We start from the raw sequence: 18,587 nt of genomic DNA, 5'->3' as shown, positions 1-18,587 counted from the left end.
CTTGGGTCGGTCGCGGTGGCGGCGGCCTTCGTTGTCGGCCTGATCGGCGCGATGCAGGCGTAGGTCGCGGCGCCCGACTTCGGGCTGAACAGGCGGGCGGCTTTGGCGGCGGATGGCAGCGCCGCCCAGCGCGGCACCGGCGCCATGGCCGGCATCGGCGCCCCCTGCCCCGCCACGACGATTGACAGCCGCGCCGGCGACGACCCAGGCTTCCCCAAACGAACCAAGGGGAAAGCGCCATGGCGGACCAGGACCAGACCAAGCGGCCGTTCAAGCTGCGCAGCCAGCGTTGGTTCAACGACCCGACCGATCCGGGGATGACCTCGCTCTATATCGAGCGACAGCTGAATTTCGGCATGACGCGGGCGGAGTTGCAGTCGGGCCGGCCGATCATCGGCATCGCGCAGACAGGGTCGGACATCGCGCCATGCAACCGCCACCACATCGCGCTGGCAGACCGGGTGAAGGCAGGCATTCGCGACGCGGGCGGCGTACCGCTGGAATTTCCGGTGCATCCCATCCAGGAAACGCTGAAGCGGCCGACAGCGGCGTTGGACCGGAACCTGCAATACCTCTCACTGGTCGAAGTGCTGCACGGTTATCCGCTCGATGGCGTGGTGCTGACCACGGGCTGCGACAAGACCACGCCGGCGCAGCTGATGGGCGCGGCTACCGTGAACATCCCGGCCATCGCGCTGTCGGGCGGGCCGATGCTCGATGGCTGGTGGCAGGGGCGGCTCGCCGGGTCCGGCACCATCGTGTGGGAGGCGCGCAAGAAGCTCGCCGCCGGCGAGATCGACAACGACACCTTCATCGAGATGGTGGCGGCGAGCGCGACCTCCGTCGGGCATTGCTCGACCATGGGCACGGCGTTGTCGATGAATTCGCTGGCCGAGGCGGTGGGCATGTCGATGACCGGCTGCGCGGCCATCCCCGGCCCGTACCGGCAGCGCGCGCAAATGGCGTATGAAACCGGCCGGCGCATTGTACAGATGGTGGAGGAGAATCTCCGCCCCTCCGACATCATGACGAAGAAGGCCTTCGAGAACGCCGTCGCGGTGGCGAGCGCGATCGGCGCTTCCTCGAACTGCCCTGTCCATATGGTGGCGATCGCGCGGCACATGGGGGTGGACCACACGGTCGAGGATTGGCAGCGCGTCGGTGCCGACATCCCGCTGTTGGTCGATTGCCAGCCGGCCGGGCGCTATCTCGGCGAGGCTTTCTATCGTGCCGGCGGCATTCCCGCGGTGATGAAGCAGTTGCTCGATGCCGGGCTGCTACATGGCGAGGTGATGACGGTGACCGGCAAGACCGTCGCCGAAAACCTGGCCGCCATCCCCGCAGCCGATCCGGAGGTGATCCGCCCACTGTCCAGGCCGATGAAGGAACGCGCCGGCTTCGTCGTGCTGTCGGGCAACCTGTTCGACAATGCGGTGATGAAGATCAGCGTCATCGACAAGGAATTCCGCGCGCGCTTCCTGTCCGACCCGCCCGATGTGTTCGAGGGCAAGGTCGCGGTCTTCGAAGGGCCAGAGGACTACCATGCGCGGATCGAGGACCCCGCCCTCGGCATCGACGAGAAGACCGTGCTGGTGATCCGCAATTGCGGCCCGGTCGGCTATCCCGGCTCGGCCGAGGTGGTGAACATGCAGCCGCCGGCCGCGCTGTTAAAGAAGGGTGTCTCCGCGTTGCCGACGATCGGCGATGGGCGGCAATCGGGCACCTCCGGCTCGCCGTCGATCCTGAATGTCTCGCCGGAAGCGGCGGTGGGCGGCGGGCTGGCGCTGCTGAAGAATGGCGACCCGATCCGCATCGACCTCAATACCCGCAAGGTGGATGTGCTGATCCCGGCGGAGGAACTCGCCGCCCGCCGCGCCGCGTGGAAGGCGCCGGAGCTGCTGAACAAGACGCCGTGGGAGGAGATCTACCGCAACTCGGTGGGCAGCCTCGGCACCGGCGGGTGTCTGGAACCGGCGACGCTGTATCTCAACATCCTCGAGACGCGCGGGGAAAGCCGGCACAATCACTGACGGGGGTTGGCAGCGAGAGGGTTTGCTCCAGCCCCGCCAAGCCTTGAACCGGAGAGGGCTTTGCCCCCTCCGGACCTCCCCCACCACGGGGACCCATTGGCCCGAGGCCTTTGGAAACCGATACTTGGCGCCGTGGACGGTGGACAGAATGGATGCCGAGACCCGCCCTTGCGCCCAAGCGCGCCACGCCGGCGAAGGCTAGGTTCCGCGCCCAATGCCAGTAGATGGCATTCCAAAGGGCACTGCCCTTTGGCGGGGTGGTTTGGAGGGATAGCGCCCCTCCAACCTTCCCGCGCCGGTTATCCAGAAACGCTGATGGCGTGAGGCCTGTGGTAGGGAGATCTATGCGGAAAGGCGGCGCGCTCTCCAATCACTCTCACTCTGCCGCGCTGTCCATACGCGCCGCATACCGGCTCGCCGGTCGTGCCAGACCGAGATTGTCGCGCAGCGTCGTCCCCTCATACTCCCGCCGCACCAGCCCCCGCGCCTGAAGGATCGGCACGACCTGATCGACGAAGGCGTCGAACTGCCCAGGGAAGAAGGCCGGCATCAGGTTGAAGCCGTCGGCGGCACCGTCGCGGAACCACTGCTGCATGGCGTCCGCGACCTGCGCCGCGCTGCCGACCACCATCAGGTGCCCGCGCGCGGCGGCGACGCGGTAGCACAGGTCGCGCAGTGTCAGCCCCTCGCGCCGCGCCGTCTCCAGCAGCAGCTTCGCGCGGCTTTTCAGGTGATCGCTCTCCGGCAATTCCGGCACCGGGCCGTCGAGGTCGTATCCCGACATGTCGGTGCCCAGCCGGTCGGACAGCACGGTATTGGCCTGCTTCATGTCGAGGTTGCGGTTCAGCTCGGCGAACAGCGCGCGCGCCTCCGCCTCGTCGCGACCGATGATCGGCATGAAGCCGGGCATGATCTTCAGTGAATCCTCGCGGCGCCCGTGCTGGGCGAGTTGCGCCTTCAGGCCGCGGTAGAAGTCCTGCGCGTCGCCAAGGCTGTTCTGGGCTGTGAAGACAACCTCGGCGGTGCGCGCGGCGAGCGCCTGGCCGGTCGCGGAACTGCCCGCCTGGATGATGACGGGATGGCCCTGCGGGCAGCGCGGCAGGTTCAGCCCGCCGGTGACGGTGAAATAGGTGCCGTGGAAATCCGGCACATGCAGAGAGCCGGGACGAACGAAGGTGCCTGCCGCCTTGTCCATCACGAAGGCGCCGTCATCCCAGGAATCCCACAATTGCAGGCAGGCTTCAACGAACTCGTCGGCGATCGCGTAGCGGTCGGCATGTGGCGGGTGCTCGCGGCCGAACACCTTGCCGTTCTTGGGATAGGAGGAGGTCACCACATTCCACGCCGCCCGCCCGCCCGACAGGTGGTCGAGCGAGGCGAAGGCGCGGGCGATGTGATAGGGCTCGGAGTAGGTGGTGGACGCCGTGGCGGCGAGGCCGAGATGCGTCGTGTGGGCCGAGAGCACCGAGAGCAGCGTGATCGGTTCGAACTTGCCAATCGAGGATGGGTGTTCCGCATAGCCGGTGGCGAAATTGTCGGCGAGGAAGAACATGTCGAACTTCCCGCGCTCGGCCGTCTGCGCGATGTGGCGCATCAGCGCGATGTCAGGCCCACCCGGAATGGCCTCCGGATGGCGCCAGCCGGCGACGTGATGCCCCGCGGCCTGCACGAAAACACCGAGGCGCATCTGCCCGTCCGGATTTCCTGCGCCCATGGCGTCCGCTCCTGTCATCCCGGACAACAAGACGCTGGCGGCCCGCCACGTCAAGATCGCCGGCCGGCATGGCGCGCCGGGCCTGGTTGGCGCATGCGGTTGCGTCCATCCGCACGCCCCCGCCTGCCCCGCGCTGACGCAGGCTTCGGTTGACGCAGCCTTGCGCCGCTGCCCAATCTCGCCAAGGGAACAGGGAGGATGGCGATGGCCGGCAGGCTGGCAGGCAAGCGCGCGTTGGTGACGGCGGCGGGCCAGGGCATCGGGCGCGCCGCGGCGCTCGCCATGGCAGCGGAGGGGGCGACCGTCATCGCCACCGACCGCGACGCACAGAAGGTGGGCGAACTCGGCGCGCGCGGCATCATCCATCAGCCGCTCGACGTGCTGGACGATGCCGCGGTGCAACGCGCGGTGAAGGAAGCCGGGCAGATCGACGTGCTGTTCAACTGTGCCGGCTTCGTCCACCAGAACACGATCCTCACCTGCACCGACGAGGAATGGGATTTCGGCTTCGCGCTGAATGTACGGGCGATGTGGAAGATGGCGCGCGCCGTCATCCCAGGCATGGTCGAGCGGCGCCACGGCGCCATCGTCAACATGTCGAGTGCGTGTTCCAGCGTGAAGGGCGCGCCGAACCGCTTTCTCTACGGCACCACCAAGGCGGCGGTGATCGGCATGACCAAGTCGATCGCGACCGAGTATGTGACGCAGGGCATCCGGTGCAACTGCCTCTGCCCCGGCACGGTGGACACGCCGTCATTGCATGACCGCATCGCCGACAATGCGGCGGCGGCGGGCTCGGTCGAGGCCGCGCGGGCCGCCTTCGTCGCCCGGCAGGCGATGGGGCGGCTCGCCACCGCCGAGGAGATCGCCGCCCTGGTGTTATACTTGGCCGCGCCAGAGAGTACCTTCGTCACCGGCCAGGCCATCGTCATCGACGGCGGCTGGACGCTGTAGCCACCCGGCCGGGGGCGGCCCTTTCGGCCAACCCCCGGCCCTGGCATTGTGCGTCACCAACGACAGAGTTTTAGGGACACGCCGATGAAGCTCCTGCGCTATGGACCCGCCGGCCATGAAAAGCCGGGCCTGCTCGATGCCGAGGGCGGCATCCGCGACCTTTCCGGCATCGTCAAGGACATCGCCGGCGATACGCTCGCCCCGGCAGCGCTGGCAAAGATCGCCGCGATCGACCCGGCGACGCTGCCGAAGGTGGACGGCCAGCCGCGCCTCGGCCCGCCAGTCGCGGGCATGAAGAACCTGGTCTGCATCGGGCTCAACTATGCCGACCATGCCGCCGAGACCGGCGCGCCGATCCCCAAGGAGCCGATCGTCTTCCTGAAGTCGCTCAATGCGCTGCAGGGACCGAATGACGACGTCGTCATCCCGCGCGGCAGCGTGAAGACCGATTGGGAAGTCGAACTCGCCATCATCATCGGCACGCGCGCGAAGTATGTGTCCGAGGAGAACGCGCTCGACCACATCGCCGGGTATGCGGTCGGCAACGACGTGTCGGAACGCGAATGGCAGGCCGAGCGCGGCGGCACCTGGGACAAAGGCAAGGGCTTCGACACCTTCGGCCCGCTCGGCCCCTGGCTGGTCACGAAGGACGAGGTGCCGGACCCGCAGAACCTCGCCATGTTCTGCGACGTGGATGGCGTGCGGCAGCAGGATGGCTCGACGCGCACCATGATCTTCGGCGTGAAGCAGCTCATCGCCTATGTCAGCCAGTGCATCACGCTGAACCCGGGCGACGTCATCTTCACCGGCACGCCGCCGGGCGTGGGGCTGGGCAAGAAGCCGACACCGGTGTTCCTCAAGGCCGGCCAGGTGATGCGCCTCGGCATCGCGGGCCTTGGCGAGCAGCAGCAGAACCTGGTGGCGTCGTCATGACGCGCGCCGCGTTGGTTGCGCTCGCCCTGCTGTTGCCGGGGCCGGTGCTGGCTCAGCAACGCGCCCAGTCGGCACCGCGCCCGGATCCGCTGGCCCAGCAGGTTGAGCAGAACATCCGCACCTGCATCGGCAGTTCGCAGGACATGTCGCTGGTCGCGCGCTGCATGGACAGCCAGCGCGCAGTGGTTGCCCCGCGGCTGGACAATGCCGTGGAACGCATGCTGGCCACCCAGGCCGACCCGGCGCGCCGGGCGGGTCTGGCGGGCGTGCAGGCGGCATGGGCGCAGTACCGCGACGCGCGTTGCGACTTCGCTGGCACCAACCCGGAACGCGGAGCGGATGCGGCGGCCGATCGCGCCGCCTGCCTGCTGCAATTCGACCTGGGGCGCACGTTGGAGATCGAGCAATTGCTCGCCCCGCCGCCACCGCCGCCGGCCCAGGCGCCGCAGCGCCAGCAGCAGCGCCGATAGGCGAAGCGGCCACGTATCCTACTGAACTTCGATATCCCGGCCCGCCCACAAGGCGGGCCGGCGTGGGTTGCTGCGCCAGAGGCCCGATTGCGCTTTGCCCCTGTGGTGACATCGCCATCGGCCCGCTGGCGGAAATGACCCGCGGCCCATCCTCCAGATTTCGTTGCAGCAACAGCGCCACGCGGGCGTAGCCTTCCGTCGCTTGCCGTGCGGAGGGTTCGGCCATGGTCATGTATCATCAGGGCAACCGCGAACTGCAGGATGCCTTCGGAACCCGTAAACTCGCCGACAGGCTGGAAGAGCGCCTGCACCGCAGCGCCTTCACCCCGGAGGATGAGGCCTTCATCGCCTCCCTCCGCTTCTTCTTCCTGGCAACGGCGACCGCCGAAGGGCACCCGGACTGCTCCTTCAAGGGCGGTGACCCGGGCTTCGCGCGGGTGATCGCGCCGGACCTGCTGGTATTCCCCGACTATGACGGCAATGGGATGTTCAAGAGCCTTGGCAACATCCGCACCAATCCGCATGTCGGCCTGCTGTTCATCGGCATGGAGGAAAAGCCGCGCCGGCTGCGCGTCAACGGCACTGCGCAGGTGGTGCGGGAGGATCCGCTGCTCGCCAGCTTCGAGGGTGCCCAGGCGCTGGTGCGGGTCACGCCGGAGGACATTTTCCCCAACTGCCCCCGCAACATCCCGCGCCTCCAGGTTGTCGAGGAAAGCCCCTTCGTCCCGCGCCGCGGCGTCGATCGCGTGGAGCCGGCCTGGAAGTCGTTCGAGATGTTCGCGGATGTGGTGCCGCCGCGCCACGCGTGACGGCGCGGGTCATGTCGCGCGACCGTAGCCGGCGAATTGCGCGGCGGCCTCGGCAAGGTCGCGCTCGTTCAGCAGCACCGGCTTCAGGCCCGAGGCCAACAGGTCTAGATATTGGCCGGCGAGGTTCTCGACCTCGAAGGCCAGGGTGACGGCGGCGGCCAGGGTGGTGCCGCAGGCGACGACACCGTGATTGGCGAGCAGCACGGCGCGGCGGTCTGCAAGGGCGGCGACGCAGTTCTGCGCCAGCGCCTCGGTGCCTAAGGTTGCGTGTTCGGCGCAATGGACCGGCCCACCCGCCAGCAGCACCATGTAGTGGAAGGGCGGAATGCCGGTCCGCGCGCAGGACAGCGCGGTGGCACGCGGGGAATGCGTGTGGACAACGGCGCCCATATCGGGCCGCGCCGCGTAGATCGCGGCGTGCAGGCGCCATTCCGATGAGGGGCGATGCGCCGCGCCGGCGTCAACCGTGCCATTCGCCGCGACGCGCACGAGATCCGCCTCGGTCATCCGGGCGTAGGGCAAGGCAGCGGGGGTGATGGTGAAGCCGTCACCGTGGCGCTGCGAGATATTGCCGGATTTCGACGGCATCATCCCGGCGGCATCGAGGCGCTGGGCAGCGGCGACGATGGCCGGGTCGGTCATGCCAACCCGACAAGTGCCGCGCCGCGCAGCCGAGCGACGGCTTGCAGCGATCCATTCACATCGTTGCGCCCAACACCCACGGCGCGAACTCCTGCGCGCCGAACCCCATCGCCTCGCTCTTCGTCGACTCGCCCGAGGCCGTGCGCAGCATCAGTTCGAAGATGCGTTCGCCGCATTGCGCGACCGTCTCCTCCCCGCTGGCGATGGTCCCGCAATTGATGTCCATGTCCTCGGACAGCCGTTCATACATCGCTGTATTCGTCGCCAGCTTGATCGACGGCGCCGGCTTCATCCCGAACACGCTGCCGCGCCCGGTGGTGAAGCACACCAGATTCGCCCCGCCCGCCACCTGCCCGGTCGCCGCCACCGGGTCGTAGCCCGGCGTGTCCATGAACACGAAGCCGCGGGCGGTAACCGGTTCGGCATAGCGATACACATCGACCAGGTTCGTCGTGCCCGCCTTCGCCATGGCGCCGAGCGACTTCTCAAGGATGGTCGTCAGCCCGCCCGCCTTGTTGCCCGGGGAGGGGTTGGCGTTCATCTCGGCCCCCTCGCGTGCCGTGTAGTCCTCCCACCAATGCATCACATCGACGAGCTTCTGGCCGACATCCTGGCTGACGGCGCGGCGCGTCAGCAGATGCTCGGCGCCATAGGTCTCCGGCGATTCCGACAGGATCACAGTGCCGCCATGCCGCACCACCAGGTCCGACGCCGCCCCCAGCGCCGGATTCGCCGTGATGCCCGAATACCCGTCCGACCCGCCGCATTGCAGCGCGACGCACAGTTCCGAGGCCGGCACCGGCACGCGTGTGGCTGTGTTGGCTTCGGCCAGCACCTCCTTCACGAACTCGATCCCCTTCAGCACGGTCGAGCGCGACCCGCCGCTGTCCTGGATGTCCATCGAGCGCAATCGGCCGGTCAGCTTCTGCTCCTCCAGCATCGGGCCGAGCTGGTTGACCTCGCAGCCCAGACCGATGGCGATGACATGGGAGAAATTGGCATGCCGCGCGAAGCCGGCGAGCGTCCGGCGCAGCACCCGCAGCGGTTCGTCCATCGTCATGCCGCAGCCGGTCTTGTGCGTTAGCGCCACCACGCCATCGACATTCGCCCAATCGGCCAGCGGGTCCTCGCCGGTGATCGGGTTCGGCTCGAATTGCCGGGCGATCAGCTGCGCGACATGCGCCGAGCAATTCACGCTGGTGACGATGCCGATGTAGTTGCGCGTCGCCACGCGGCCATCGGCGCGGCGGATACCCATGAAGCTCGCCGGCTGGTCGACATACTCGGTCGGCCTGGCATCGACACCCCAGGCATAGTCGCGGGAGAAGTCGCCCATCTCGCAATTGTGGGTGTGGACCCACGCGCCCGGTTCGATCGCATCGGTGGCGAAGCCGATGATCTGCCCGTAGCGACGGATCGGTTCGCCCTTCGCATGCGGGCACACCGCCACCTTGTGCCCGGCCGGGATGCGGCGGGCGCCGACGGAAACGCCGGGCACCACCTCGGTCCCTGGCATCAGCACGCCGCGGGCGATCACCACCCCATCCTCGGGGTTCAGCCGGATCACGAGCGGCGAGGTGCGGGTTTCCATCGGTTTCCTCCCAGGGATTGCCACGATCCTAGAGCAGATCCCGCTCCGGTGGTATTCACCTGATCGGGTGAAGATGCCCGCAAAAACAACATCCTAGGGCGGGGTCCATCAGAATCCGCACCAGGACGATGCCGCCGCGCGATCAGCCCGAGACGGTGGTGCGGAACATCAGCCGCTGGTGCTTCTCGTGGTCGAACAGCGTCGCCGTGTGCAGCGTGGAGAGGTTGTCCCACACCACCAGGTCGCCCGCCCGCCAGCGATGGCGGTAGATGTAGCGGTCCTGCGTCGCATGGGCCATCACCTCGGCGATCAGCGCGTGGCCTTCGGCCGGCGGCAAGCCTTCGACATGGCTGATGACGGCGGGGCAGATGAACAGCGAGGCGCGCCCCGTCGCCGGGTGCCGGCGGACCATCGGCTGGCTGACCGGCGGGAAGCGGCGGCGCGCTTCATCCGACAGCGGCGGCCTGCCCGGCGTGTTGCGGCGGTTCCATTCGGACAGCGTGTTGAGGTCATGCACGGCGTCCAGCCAGGCGATGCGTGCGCGCAGCGCCGGCGGCAATTCGGCATAGGCCGTGACCGCATCGAGCAACCAGGTCTCGCCGCCCTCAGGCGGGCAGATCACGCCGTAGAACAGCGAGCAGGCGCTCGGGGTATCGCGAAAGCTGCTGTCGGCATGCCACTGCTCGACACCGGTCGCGAAATTCGCCCGCACCCGGTCATCGGCGTAGTTGCCAACGCAGAAGATCTCGGGAAAGTCCGGGTGGGTATGCGCCGAGGCGGAATGCATCTCCAGCGAACCGAGGCGTTTGCTGAAGGCGACCAGCGCCGCCGGGTCGTTCGGCACGTCGCGCAGCAGCAGCACGCCACCGCGATGCAGCGCGGCGCGGAAGGCATCGACCTCAGCCTCCGGCAGGTCGCCGGCGATACGGAAATCGGTCAGTTCGACCCCGAATGTGGCGCCGATTGGACGCGCATCGAGGGTGGTACGGTCCTGGGCAAGGCCGGCGCTCATGGCGGCATCTCCGATTCAAGTCAGCGCAGGCCGGCAACGGGCGTGATTGGGCGTCATCAAGGCGCCACTCGCAGCATGCCAGGGGATCGCACCACCCGCCACCCTTGCCGGGGCGCTGGATTGCGCCCAATTTGGTCGCGGACACCTTGGGGAGCCTCGTCCGGAGGCTGAGAGGCGGGCTTCACCCGCGACCCATGGAACCTGATCCGGTTCGGACCGGTGTAGGGAACGGTGCCACCCGTTCGTCCGCGCGTTCGCGCCCCCTGCCGGGCCGTCGCGCGGTCGTGCGCGGCACCCCCCTTCCCGGCCTTGGGGGAACGAGACATGCACCGCCGCTCATTGCTGGCCACCGCCACCATCGCCGCCATGGGGACGCAACTGGCGCGCCCCGCCTCGGCCCAGGCCGCCCGCGCGCGGACGCTGCGCTTCATGCCGCAGGCGGCGCTCTCGGTGCTCGACCCGATCTTTAACCCGACCACCATCGTCACCACCCATGGCTATTGCGTGTTCGACACGCTCTACGGCGCCGACAGTGCGCTGCGCCCGCAGCCGCAGATGGCGCAGGGGCACGAGGTCTCGGCCGATGGCCTGACCTGGACGATCCGCCTGCGCGATGGCCTGGCCTTCCATGATGGCGAGCCGGTCCGGGCGAAGGATTGCGTCGCCTCGATCCGTCGCTGGGCGGTGCGCGACGCCTTCGGCCAGGTGCTGATGGGCGCGGTCGCCGAGATCATCGCGGCCGATGACCGCACCATCACCTTCCGCCTGAGCCGTCCTTTCCCCGCTTTGCTGGATGCGCTGGCGAAACCCGCCGCCTCGCCCTGTTTCATGATGCCCGAGCGCACGGCGAACACGCCGGCCGACCGCCCGATCACCGACATGACCGGCTCCGGCCCGTGGAAGTTCGTCCCCGGCGAGTTCAACCAGGGCAGCCAGGCCGTCTATGTGAAGAACGAGCGCTACGCCCCGCGCGGCGAGCCCGCCAATGCGGCGACCGGCGGCAAGGTGGTGAATTTCGACCGGCTGGAGTTGGTCTGGATCCCCGATGGCGGCACCGCCGTCGCCGCGCTTCGCACCGGGGAGATCGACTGGATCGAATACCCCCTGCCCGACCTCGTGCCGGTGCTGCAACGCGACCGCGCCATCACCACCCAGGTCTATGACCCGAATGGCTTCCTCGGCTTCCTGCGCTTCAATGCGCTGCATCCGCCCTTCAACGACGTGAAGGTCCGCCGTGCCATCCGCGACGTGCTCGTGCAGTCCGACTTCATGTCGGCTGTCGCGCTGGAAGGCGACTGGCGCGAATGCCACGCCGTCTTCCCGTGCGGCCTGCCGGGCGTGACGGAGTTCCCACCCGCCCCACGTGGCGAGGCAGCAATGGAGCTCGCCCGCGCCGCGCTGCGCGAGGCCGGCTACAACGGCGAGCCGGTCGTCCACGTCAACCCGACCGATTTCGCCGCGGTGACCATGCAGGGCCGCGTCACGGCCGACCTGATGCGCCGGCTCGGCGTGAACATCCAGCTGGTGGAAAGCGACTGGGCCACCACCATCGCGCGACGGGCCAACAAGAACCCGCCGGCGCAGGGCGGGTGGAACCTGCACAACACCAACTTCCCGGCGGCCGGCATCGCCAACCCGGCGCTCTCGCCGATCATCCGCATGCATGGGGAGCGCGCTTGGTTCGGCTGGCCGACCGATGCCGGGGTGGAGGAACAGGTGCAGGCCTGGATCAATGCGCCCAGCGCGGAGGCGCAGGTGGCGGCGATGCAGCGGTTGCAAGTGCTGGCCTGGGACGCGGTGCCCTTTGCACCGACAGGGCTGTTCCGGCTGCGCACGGCCTTCCGCGCCGATCTGTCAGGGGTGCTGCAGGGGCCGAATCCGTTTGTGTGGAACCTCAAGCGCGGGTGATGAACCGGAGGGGCACCGCCCCTCCCCTCAATGCCCGACTGTCTTCGAGAACAGGTTCACCACCAGCACTCCCGCGATGATCAACCCCAGGCCGATCATCGCCGGACCATCAAGCGCCTGGCGGAACCACACCCAGCTGACCGCCGAGATCAGCACGATCCCGACCCCCGACCAGATCGCATAAGCGATGCCGGTCGGCATGGTGCGCAGGGTCAGCGACAGCGCGAAAAAGGCGACGCCATAGCCGAGCACGGTCACGACGGTCGGCCAAAGCCGCGTGAAACCCTCCGTGGCCTTCAGCGCCGAGGTGGCGATGACCTCGGCGACGATCGCCAAGCCAAGCCAGGCATAAGTGCTCGTCATCGGGCGTCGTTCAGCAGCCGCCCGGCACGGCCTCAAGCTTTACCATCCGCCCATCGACGGCGAATTCGCGGAAATCCATCAGCATCTCGTCCGCGACGCCATTCTCCCAATAGCGCAGGGAGACTTCGTAGGACGGCGTGGTCGCCCCGCCGCCCTGCTGCTGCGCCTCGCGGTCGAAGAAGGCGATGCGCATGCGCACCGAACCGAGCGGCGAAAGCAGCGGGAATTCCGGCACATCGCGCGGGCCGTCCCATGCGGACAGCACCGTCGTGGTATCCTGCGGCCCATCGGAGGAGGTGCCATCGAAGAGCGGCACGACCACCAGGCGCTGGCCGGCGCGCGCCGCGTTCAGCGTGACGATGGTGTGGCGGTTGGGCAGCAGCGTGCCGGGTGCCAGGCGCTCCTCGTTCACCTCGGGTTCGGTGTAGCGGATCACTCCGGAGCCGTCGGCCGCGAGTTCCGCCTCGCCGGCGATACGCTGCGTCACCGCGCCCTGGGTCATCTGCGTCAGGGTGAAGCGCAGGCGACGGCCATCCTTGCTTTCGACGGTGGAATAGTCGGAGGCGGTCTCGATCTGCGTGCCTTCGCGGTCGGTCAGCGTCAGGGTGAAACGCTGGCGGCTGGCCCAGCTGTCGCAGGCATCGACCAGTTCATAGATCATGCCGCCCTGGGCGCTGGCGATGTTCCCCTGGTTGCGCGACGGCGCCAGGGTCAGCCGGTAGGCGGCGCGATGGGCAAGGAGGTTGCGATCCTCGATCGGCTGGCCCAGCGGCACGGCCGCGGCAGGTGCAGCGGTCGCGCCGGCCGCGGTCGCCGGCGCGGCGGGGGCCGCCGGCGCCTGCGCCTCGGCTGTTGGCAGCCCGAGCAGCGTGCCGAGGATGAGGGCGGTGGAAAGCGTCAGCCGCATCGAAGGCTCCTGCAACGGGTCAGTCCGTCAACTTAGGCAGTCTTGCTGCCAGACGCACCCTTTACGGGCGGCAGATCAAGCTTGATGTGAAGTTCCTTCAGCCGCTCGGCCGTCACCGGGGCCGGCGCCTGCATCATCAGGTCCTCGCCCTGCTGGTTGAGCGGGAAGAGGATGACCTCGCGGATATTCGGCTCATCGGCCAGCAACATGACGATGCGGTCGATGCCCGGGGCCGAGCCACCATGCGGCGGGGCGCCGTAGCGGAAGGCGTTCAGCATGCCGCCGAAGCGCGCCTCGACTTCCTCGGGCGGATAGCCGGCAATGCCGAAGGCGCGGATCATGATGTCGGGGCGGTGGTTGCGGATGGCCCCGCTGCTCAGTTCCACGCCGTTGCAGACGATGTCGTACTGGAACGCCTTGATATCCAGCGGATCCATCGTGTTCAGCGCCTCCAGCCCGCCCTGCGGCATGCTGAACGGGTTGTGGCTGAAGTCGATGCGCTTGGTGTCTTCGTTCAGTTCGTACATCGGAAAGTCGACGATCCAGCAGAAGCGGAATTCGTCCTTGGCGATCAGTCCGAGTTCCTCGCCCAGGCGCGTGCGCACCTTGCCGCTGAACTTCGGCGCCTCGTCCTTCTTGCCGGCAGCGAAGAACACGGCATCGCCGGGGTTCAGGCGGCAGGCGACGCGGATGGCTTCGACGCGGTCGGCTTCGAGATTCTTGGCGATCGGGCCCTTGGCGCCGTCTGTCGCGAACTGGATGTAGCCGAGGCCACCGGCCCCTTCCGAGCGCGCCCATTCGTTCAGCTTGTCGAAGAAGCCGCGCGGCTTGTCGGCCGCCCCCGGCGCCGGCACCGCGCGGATGATGCCGCCCGAGGCCGCGATCTTGGCGAACAGGCCGAAGCTGGAGCCGGCGAAATGCTCGGTGACGTCGGTGATCTTGATCGGGTTGCGCAGGTCCGGCTTGTCCGAGCCGTATTCCAGCATCGCGGTGTCGTAGGCGATGCGCGGGAACGGCGCGCCATAGACCTTCCGCGACCCGGCGAATTCCTCGAAGACGCCCGCGATCACCGGCTCAATGGCGGCGAAGACGTCTTCCTGGGTGACGAAGCTCATCTCGAAATCGAGCTGGTAGAACTCGCCCGGCGACCGGTCGGCGCGGGAGGCCTCGTCGCGGAAGCAGGGCGCGATCTGGAAGTAGCGGTCGAAGCCCGCGACCATCGCCAGCTGCTTGAACTGCTGCGGCGCCTGCGGCAGGGCATAGAAGGTGCCGGGGTGGTTGCGCGACGGCACCAGGAAGTCGCGCGCGCCCTCGGGGCTGGAGGCGGTCAGGATCGGCGTCTGGAACTCGGTGAAGCCCTGCGCGATCATCCGCTGGCGGATCGAGGCGATGACGCCGGCGCGCAGCAGGATGTTCCGCTTCTGCTTCTCCCGCCGTAGATCGAGGAAGCGGTAGCGCAGGCGCAGATCCTCGGGGAACTCCTGCTCGCCGGCGACCTGGATCGGCAGCACCTCGGCATGCGACTGCACGGCGATCTCATGCACCTGGATCTCGACCTCGCCGGTCGGCAGCTTGTCGTTGATGGTGCCGGCCTCGCGCAGCACCACCTTGCCGGTCACGGTGATGACGCTTTCGGGCCGCGCCGCCTCCGCCGCCTCGAAAACGATCGAGCCGGAGGGGAAGACGCATTGCGTCAGCCCGTAGCGGTCGCGCAGGTCGATGAACAACAGCCCGCCATGGTCGCGCTTGCGGTGCACCCAGCCGGAAAGCCGCACGGTCTGGCCGGCGTCGGAGGCGCGGAGCGCGCCGCAATGATGGGTGCGGTAGGCGTGCATGTGGAACAACCGTGCTGCTGCGGTGGGAAGCCGCGCAAAGGGACCGACCGGCCGCGCCGTGTCAAGCGTCGGGGCCGGGAACGGCGCCGCTCAGGCGCTCGCCGCGTCCAGTTCCGCCATGTCGCTCGCCGTCAGCACCAGTTCCGCCGCGACCGCCAGTTCGGCGAGCTGTTCCGGGCTGGTCGCACTCGCGATCGGCGCCGTGATCCCCGGCCGGGCGATCTGCCAGCCCAACGCCACCGCCGCCTGGCTCACCCCATGCCGCGCCGCCACCGCATCCACCGCCGCCAGCACCGCCATGCCCTTGTCGGTCATGTGCTTGGCCACGCTCCGCTCGCCGCGCACGCTTTTGCCGAGGTCCGCCTTGGTGCGGTACTTGCCCGTCAGGAAGCCCGAGGCCAGGGCGGAATAGGTGATCACCCCCACCCCCTCGGCCAGGCAGAGCGGCAGCAGGTCGGCCTCGATGCCGCGATCCATCAGGTTGTAGACCGGCTGGTGGCTCTCGAAGCGCGGCAGGCCCTGCGCGGCGCTGACATCGAGCGCCTCCTTCAGCCGCGCCGCGGTGTAGTTGGACGAGCCGATCGCGCCGACCATGCCCGCCTCGATCAGCCGCTGGAAGGCGCCGAGCGTCTCGGCCAGCGGGACCGTCTCGTCATCCTTGTGCGCCTGGTACAGGTCGATCCGCTCGATGCCGAGCCGGCCGAGCGAGGCCTCGCAGCATTTGGCGATCCAGGCCGGCGCCAGCCCCTTGCCCTGCCCCGGCATCTCCATGCCGCATTTGGTCAGGATCAGCACCTTGTCTCGCACCCCGGGCCGCGCCTTCAGCCATTCGCCGATCACGGTCTCCGACTCGCCGCCGGTATGCCCCGGCACCCAGGCCGAATAGACATCGGCCGTGTCGATGGCGATGAGCCCACGTTCCACACAGGCATCCAGCAAGCGGAAGGACATCGCCTTGTCCGCCGTCCAGCCAAAGACATTGCCGCCGAAAACCACCGGCGGCACCGACAATCCCGACCGCCCGAGCGCGCGCATCCGCATGGCAAAACCCTCCGTGACCGGCCGGCAGGATGCGCCGGCCGCCGCCGTCCGGCCAGCCCCGCCGAGGCTTGCCTTTCCCTGGCCGCCCACGGGGTCTAAAGCTGGCTGGATGAGTCGTCGCCCTGCCGCTGCCAGCGCCATCGCCACCTCCGGCGAGGCGCTCCCCGCCCTGATCACCGAGACCGAGGAATTGGCCGCGCTCTGCGCGCGCCTGCGCGAGGAACGGTTCGTCACCGTCGACACCGAATTCATGCGGGAACGGACCTATTGGCCCGAGCTCTGCCTGGTGCAGCTCGCCGGCGACCATGAGGTGGCCGAGGTGGACGCCCTGGCCCCCGGTCTCGACCTCGCCCCGCTCGGGGAATTGCTGGCCGATCCGGCGGTGGTGAAGGTGTTTCACGCCGCCCGCCAGGATGTCGAAATCTTCCTGCTGAAATTCGACGCTGTGCCAACCCCGCTGTTCGACACCCAGATCGCCGCCATGGTCGCGGGCTTCGGCGACCAGGTGTCCTATGATGGGTTGTGCCGCTCGCTCGCGGGCGTGCAGATCGACAAGGCGCACCGCTTCTCCGACTGGTCGGCGCGGCCGCTCTCCCCGGCGCAGCTCGCCTATGCCGCAGCCGATGTGACGCATCTGCGCAAGATCTACACCGCGCTCGACACCAAGCTGCGGCGCGAAGGCCGCCTCGCCTGGGTGGCCGAGGAAATGGCGGCGCTCGCCGACCCCGCCACCTATCGCCAGGACCCCGAGACCGCCTGGGAAAAGCTGCGCCCGCGCACCACCAACCGGCGCTTCCTGGGCGTGCTGCAGGCCGTCACCGCCTGGCGGGAACGCGAGGCGCAGCGCATCAACATCCCACGCCAGCGCCTGGTGAAGGACGAGACGCTGCTCGAGATCGCCGCCACCACGCCGATGACGGCGGCGGACCTCGCCCGCGCGCGGGGGATTTCGGAGGGCTTCGCCAAGGGGCGGTCCGGCGCCGGGCTGATTGCCGCGGTCGAGGCGGGGCGCGCCTTGCCGGATGACGCCCTGCCGGAGGCGCCCAAGGACCGCGCCGGCCCGCCGGCCTCGCCCGCCCTGGTCGCACTGCTCAAGGTGCTGCTGGCGGCAAAGAGCGAGGAACACAATGTCGCGCCGAAGCTGCTCGCCAGCAGCGACGACCTCGACCGCCTGGCCAGCGGTGACGGCGCCGAGGTGCCCGCGATGCATGGCTGGCGACGCGAGGTGTTCGGCGAGGCCGCGCAGGCGCTCAAGACCGGCAAGCTGGCGCTTGGCGTCGATGGCAAGCGGGTGAAGCTGATCCCGGCGGGGTGAGGCCCTGCTGCGCGTCGCTACAGCGGCGCGCCTTCCCGCAGCGCCGCCCGCAGCACCTCCGCGCGCGCCTCGTCCAGCCCGGCATGCGCCGGCGTGAAGAAGCGAGGGTCCGGGGTGAAGATCAGATAGGCCATGGCCTCGTTCAGCATCACCTCCTCCTGCGCCGGGTCGTAGCCCTCGCTCTGGAGGAAGGCACGGAAGCGGGCGCGTTCGGGCTCGGTGAACACCTCGCGCCAGACGCGGGCGACATGGGCGGCGAAGCCGGGGTTGGTGAAGAAATGCCCGTGCCCGAGTTCGTGATGCAGGATGGCGCGGCGCATCGAGGCATCCACCCTTGCCTCGATGCCCGGGACGGAGACGATGGCGAACTCCTCCCCTGGCGGCAGTTGGGCGCGGATGCGGATGACCTGTTCGTGCAACCACCGCTCCTCGGGTGTGAGGGTGATGCCGTCGCGCTCGGCCAGCACGAAGAAACGCTCGATATCCCGGCCGCGATAGTTGTGGCCGTAATAATACGTCGCCGGCGTCTCCCCGCTGCGCGCGATGGTGATGGCGAGGTCGGCATCGTCAAGGACGCGGTCGCGCGGGGCGCCGTACTTCTCGATCAGCGCCGCGACGCGGTTGAGCGCGGCGGCCTGACGGTCGAGATCCGGGAAATCGACGACGAAGACACGGGGATTGCCGGCCAGGGTGAACAGGGTCGGCTCCGAGGCGCGATGCGCCCGGATGGTATCCTCGGTGGCCTCGACGGGGCGGAAGGCCTGCGGCGCCGGGGCGACCGGCGCGAGCACCCTGGGTGGCGCGACCGGCAATGCGGCGACGACCGGCCCCGACGGCGGCGCGAGGGTGACGGCGTCAGCCTTGGGTGGTGGTTCGGCAGGCCCGGCATGCAGCCAGAACCAGACAGCCGTCCCCGCCGCTGCCAGCACCAGCACGCCTCCCCCCGCAACCAAGGCAACAGGCCGCGCGCTGCTCGCCGATGTGGCGGGCAGCGTCGGCTGAGGCACCCCCTCGACCGGACGTTCGAGGCGGACCGTCTCGTCCGGGTCGTCCACGCGGGAGC

16 protein-coding genes and 1 riboswitch are annotated in these 18,587 nt (G+C 68.7%); of the genes, 7 read left to right on the top strand and 9 right to left on the bottom strand.

All coding sequences use genetic code 11. From position 1 onward, the window contains the following. The first annotated feature begins 239 nt into the window (after positions 1–239). On the top strand, positions 240–2,030 hold the full coding sequence (locus IEY36_RS11545) for an IlvD/Edd family dehydratase (RefSeq protein WP_188967216.1): 1,791 nt from the start codon (positions 240–242) through the stop codon (positions 2,028–2,030). 376 nt (positions 2,031–2,406) lie between these two features. Here IEY36_RS11545 and IEY36_RS11540 read toward each other — a convergent pair whose 3' ends face one another. Continuing rightward, entirely contained in the window at positions 2,407–3,744 is a 1,338-nt protein-coding gene (locus tag IEY36_RS11540) for an LLM class flavin-dependent oxidoreductase (protein ID WP_188967215.1), read from the bottom strand. Between the two features lie 204 nt (positions 3,745–3,948). On the opposite strand from IEY36_RS11540, the gene IEY36_RS11535 reads away from it, so the two are divergent. The 4 genes from IEY36_RS11535 (at position 3,949) to IEY36_RS11520 (ending at position 6,910) form a co-directional block, all read left to right on the top strand. Next, complete coding sequence (locus IEY36_RS11535) at positions 3,949–4,698, top strand: SDR family oxidoreductase (protein WP_188967214.1); 750 nt, start codon at positions 3,949–3,951, stop codon at positions 4,696–4,698. Between the two features lie 84 nt (positions 4,699–4,782). Beyond that, complete coding sequence (locus IEY36_RS11530) at positions 4,783–5,631, top strand: fumarylacetoacetate hydrolase family protein (protein ID WP_188967213.1); 849 nt, start codon at positions 4,783–4,785, stop codon at positions 5,629–5,631. Further along, positions 5,628–6,101, top strand: a complete 474-nt coding sequence (locus IEY36_RS11525; protein WP_188967212.1) for a lysozyme inhibitor LprI family protein — start codon at positions 5,628–5,630, stop codon at positions 6,099–6,101. The genes IEY36_RS11530 and IEY36_RS11525 overlap by 4 nt, the downstream gene beginning before the upstream one ends. 224 nt (positions 6,102–6,325) lie before the next feature. After that, positions 6,326–6,910, top strand: coding sequence for a pyridoxamine 5'-phosphate oxidase family protein (locus tag IEY36_RS11520; RefSeq protein WP_229681257.1), 585 nt, complete (start codon positions 6,326–6,328; stop codon positions 6,908–6,910). Positions 6,911–6,919: 9 nt separating this feature from the next. Here IEY36_RS11520 and IEY36_RS11515 read toward each other — a convergent pair whose 3' ends face one another. From IEY36_RS11515 to IEY36_RS11505, 3 genes are all read right to left on the bottom strand, one after another. Next, entirely contained in the window at positions 6,920–7,552 is a 633-nt protein-coding gene (locus IEY36_RS11515) for a class II aldolase/adducin family protein (RefSeq protein ID WP_188967211.1), read from the bottom strand. A gap of 55 nt (positions 7,553–7,607) precedes the next feature. Continuing rightward, positions 7,608–9,143, bottom strand: a complete 1,536-nt coding sequence (locus tag IEY36_RS11510) for a UxaA family hydrolase (protein ID WP_188967210.1) — start codon at positions 9,141–9,143, stop codon at positions 7,608–7,610. Between the two features lie 142 nt (positions 9,144–9,285). Continuing rightward, entirely contained in the window at positions 9,286–10,155 is an 870-nt protein-coding gene (locus tag IEY36_RS11505; RefSeq protein ID WP_188967209.1) for a TauD/TfdA dioxygenase family protein, read from the bottom strand. Between the two features lie 137 nt (positions 10,156–10,292). Beyond that, a riboswitch (TPP riboswitch) is annotated at positions 10,293–10,401 on the top strand. Positions 10,402–10,479: 78 nt separating this feature from the next. Here IEY36_RS11505 and IEY36_RS11500 point away from each other — a divergent pair. After that, complete coding sequence (locus tag IEY36_RS11500) at positions 10,480–12,063, top strand: ABC transporter substrate-binding protein (protein ID WP_188967208.1); 1,584 nt, start codon at positions 10,480–10,482, stop codon at positions 12,061–12,063. 27 nt (positions 12,064–12,090) lie between these two features. Here the strand turns inward: IEY36_RS11500 and IEY36_RS11495 are convergent, their stop codons facing one another. From IEY36_RS11495 to IEY36_RS11480, 4 genes are all read right to left on the bottom strand, one after another. Beyond that, on the bottom strand, positions 12,091–12,426 hold the full coding sequence (locus IEY36_RS11495) for an SMR family transporter (protein WP_188967207.1): 336 nt from the start codon (positions 12,424–12,426) through the stop codon (positions 12,091–12,093). Positions 12,427–12,436: 10 nt separating this feature from the next. Then, the gene (locus IEY36_RS11490; RefSeq protein WP_188967206.1) at positions 12,437–13,333 is read right to left on the bottom strand and encodes an EipB family protein; all 897 of its coding nucleotides are present in this window, start codon (positions 13,331–13,333) and stop codon (positions 12,437–12,439) included. A 32-nt stretch (positions 13,334–13,365) separates the two neighbouring features. Then, a complete protein-coding gene (gene aspS / locus IEY36_RS11485; RefSeq protein WP_188967205.1) occupies positions 13,366–15,168 on the bottom strand; it encodes an aspartate--tRNA ligase in 1,803 nt (600 codons plus the stop codon). Positions 15,169–15,258: 90 nt separating this feature from the next. Continuing rightward, positions 15,259–16,209 carry an aldo/keto reductase gene (locus tag IEY36_RS11480; protein WP_188967204.1) on the bottom strand — a complete coding sequence of 317 codons (951 nt, stop codon included), beginning with the start codon at positions 16,207–16,209 and terminating at the stop codon, positions 15,259–15,261. A gap of 109 nt (positions 16,210–16,318) precedes the next feature. Here IEY36_RS11480 and rnd point away from each other — a divergent pair, with 109 nt between their 5' ends. Then, entirely contained in the window at positions 16,319–17,524 is a 1,206-nt protein-coding gene (gene rnd / locus IEY36_RS11475; RefSeq protein ID WP_188967203.1) for a ribonuclease D, read from the top strand. 17 nt (positions 17,525–17,541) lie between these two features. Here rnd and IEY36_RS11470 read toward each other — a convergent pair whose 3' ends face one another. Then, on the bottom strand, positions 17,542–18,579 hold the full coding sequence (locus IEY36_RS11470) for a flagellar basal body-associated FliL family protein (protein WP_188967202.1): 1,038 nt from the start codon (positions 18,577–18,579) through the stop codon (positions 17,542–17,544). Positions 18,580–18,587: the final 8 nt, after the last annotated feature.

Origin of the sequence: Neoroseomonas lacus, assembly GCF_014644535.1 — a bacterium.
Classification (GTDB): domain Bacteria; phylum Pseudomonadota; class Alphaproteobacteria; order Acetobacterales; family Acetobacteraceae; genus Neoroseomonas; species Neoroseomonas lacus.
Note: the sequence above shows the minus strand (reverse complement) of the source record. Positions and strands in the feature narration are given on the sequence as shown.